This window comes from Rhizobacter sp. P3_C12, from assembly GCF_056402735.1.
In genome coordinates, this window is sequence record NZ_JBFUGW010000478.1 from 1 (window position 1) to 2,831 (window position 2,831).

General features: G+C 66.4%; 3 protein-coding genes. 2 read left to right on the top strand and 1 reads right to left on the bottom strand.

All coding sequences use genetic code 11. The annotated features are described in order from the left end of the window. Window positions 1–1,036 (top strand): RHS repeat domain-containing protein (locus AC1DXV_RS33395; RefSeq protein WP_477937847.1); only part of this gene is annotated, 1,036 nt, incomplete at its 5' end. Between the two features lie 21 nt (window positions 1,037–1,057). After that, entirely contained in the window at window positions 1,058–1,282 is a 225-nt protein-coding gene (locus tag AC1DXV_RS33400; RefSeq protein ID WP_477866934.1) for a hypothetical protein, read from the top strand. A gap of 363 nt (window positions 1,283–1,645) precedes the next feature. Here AC1DXV_RS33400 and AC1DXV_RS33405 read toward each other — a convergent pair. Next, on the bottom strand, window positions 1,646–2,831 hold a 1,186-nt coding region (locus tag AC1DXV_RS33405; RefSeq protein ID WP_477937849.1), incomplete at its 5' end, for a cytochrome-c peroxidase.

Here is a 2,831-nt window from a genome sequence, read left to right on the forward strand (position 1 = left end):
CATCACGAATCCGGCGCGCAGCTTCGGCTACGACAACGCCGGCAACACGACCAGCGACAGCGCGGGCTACACGGCGACATACGGCCTGAACGGCTCGATCGCGAGCATCACGAAGGCGGGCGTGACCGGCAGCTACGACTACGACGCGCAGCGTCGTCGCATCCGCAAGGTGACGAGCACCGGCGAGACGGCGATCTTCGTGTACGACCTCGAAGGACAGTTGCTCGGCGAATACGACCAGACCGGCAAGGCGCTGCGCGAATACGTCTGGCTGGACAACATCCCGGTGGCGATGTTCATGCCGGACCCGGCGAACGCGAGTGATCCGAACGCTGCGCCGATGGTGTTCTACATCCACGCCGACCACCTGAACGCACCGCGCATCGTGGTGGACCAGAGCGGAGCCAAGCGCTGGCGCTGGCTGGCCGAGCCGTTCGGAACGACCGCGCCGGAGACGAATCCTGGCGGGCTGGGTGCGTTCACGCAGAACCTGCGGTTCCCGGGGCAGTATGCGGATGCGGAGAGTGGGCTGTTCTACAACTACTTCCGCAGCTACGACCCGTCGAGAGGCGGCTATCCGCAGTCGGACCCGATCGGGCTGGCTGGAAGAAGTTTCTCGACGTACACCTATGTGGATGGGAATCCGCTGAGCCTCGTCGACCCGAATGGCTTGCAAGCCAGCTTTGGAGGTGGTCCTGCACTGCGCGGCATCTACTATCCGCGTGGTCCGGTGATCACGGGGCCACCAACAATGTCGGAGAGCGGGGGCTGGGCCTCGACCAAGTCGCTGATGAATCAATTCACGAACATGCCAAATCCGGCGCCAGACCTTCCGGGTGAATATGTCGGCGTGAACTATCCGTGGTCAATGCCGAACTTGATCAAGGTGTGCGATGGACCCTATGTGCAGCCTGACCCGAATGCGGGGAACATGTGCCGGCCTCCGGTGCCGTACACAGAAGGGCCGTTCATGAGCGTACCCGGTCAAGCGCCGGTGCGGCAATGCACGTCTTGGCACTTCGTGCAGGTGAACTGATTGGAGTCGCGTGTGACGAAAATGAGCAAAGAGCTGCGACGCGGACTGGCTATTGCCATCGGCTTCGCTGCAGTGGTCGGGGTGTCGGTGTTGGTGAGTTGCTTCACCGGCAACCAGCCGTCCCCGCAGCAAGTCTGCACGCAGAAATGTGCTGCGTTGAACAAGAACGGCGAACTGGTCTACTCAGGGCCGGCCACCTCGAAGGACTTCTACAAGCAGGCAAACAGCGTGTGCGAGTGCCGCTGAAAGTCGGTGCCGCAAGATCAAATCTCCGTTGGAGTGAGGTTGGTCGAGCGCTCCTCTTCGCCACCCGGGATGCCGTCTGGACAGTGATACCAGTCTTCGTGCGGCGAGAGCTCGCCGCACGCCGGGCACTGCGTCTTCTGCCAGTGATGGCCACAGCCCGGGCAGACGCCGCCCGTCCAGAACGTGTGCCACACCGTGCCGCAACTGGGGATGCACTGCCAGCGATCCTCCGGCTGTGGAGGGTAGGTGCAGTGAGGGCAGTGGATATCGGGCTCTCGCTTCATGTGCTCTCCGATCGGCGACTATGGTGATCAAGGGATGCCAGCGTGGCGAGGCAGCAAACTGTGCGACGAGGCAATCTGGCTACAACTCCGCCTGCCACCCATCCGTCAACGTCTTCAGAAACGCGATCACATCCGCGATCTCCTGCGCATCGAGCGCCGGCTTGTCCCCCGCGACCCGATCGAACGGCGGATCGCGGTTGACGTTCTCCTTCAGCGCGCCCGGCAGGTCGTCATACAGCTCGACCTGGCCGCCCGCCCCGATGCCATACCAGCGCTGCGGCTCCAGGTCGCGCGTCACGTAGAACTGCATCACCTCGTCCAGCGTGTGCAGCACGCCGTTGTGGAAGAACGCCTGCCGCAGCGCCACGTTGCGCAGCGTCGGCGTGCGGAATGCGCCGCAGTGCTCGGGCCGGTCGGCGAGGTCGTGCCGCTCCGGCCCGCACAACCCGAGGTCGTGGAAGCCCGCATCGCGATTCGCCGGCAGTGCGCGGTTGCGCGGCACGCCGACCACGATGTGGCCGTGGTCGGTGAAGGCCGGGAACGCGCCGGTCGTTGGGCTGATCGCGCTCGGGTGGCATGACGCGCAGTTGCCCTTGGTCTCGTCGTTGAACAGCGCCAGGCCGCGCGCCTCCTGCGGCGTCAGGCGCGCGCGGCCGCGCAGCACCGCGTCGTACTTGCTGCTGTAGGGGTAGAACTGCGCCGCATCCTGCTGGAACATCTCCAGCGCCAGCAGCGCCCATTGAAACGCCGGCTCCACCGCATCCAGCGCATCGGCGCCGAAGGTCGCGCGGAACTCGCCGGCATACGGCGCGCGGCGCAGCCGCTCCACCACCTCGGCCGGGCTCGCATTGGCCATCTCGTTCGGCGACAGCAGCGCCAGGCCCGACTGCTCGTGCACCGTCGCCGCGCGGCCGTCCCAGTCGTGGCCGCCGGCCGGGCCCTGGTCGACGCTCTCGTCGACGTCGTCGTCGAAGCGGTGCTCGGTGAACGGCGGCACGTTCTGCAGGTAGCGCAGCGAGGGCGTCGCGCGAAAGCCCAGCGCCTGCCCGTCGCGCCCGCCCGGCTGCACCGGCTTGTCGTTCGGCGGGCCGTAGGCCGAGGCCGGGTCGTGGCAGCTGCCGCAGCTCTGTTCGCCCGAAGCCGACAGGGCCGCGTCGAAGAACAGAGTGCGGCCGAGCGCCTGCATGCGCCTGAAATCCGGCTGCCGCTGCGCCTGCATCGCATAGGCCTCGGCGGCCTGCGCAGCGGCCGGTGCCAGGCAGGGC

Coding starts and splice junctions, on each gene's coding strand:
- AC1DXV_RS33400 (WP_477866934.1), top strand. CDS start 1,058: ATGAGCAAAGAGCTGCGACGCGGACTGGCTATTGCCATCGGCTTCGCT.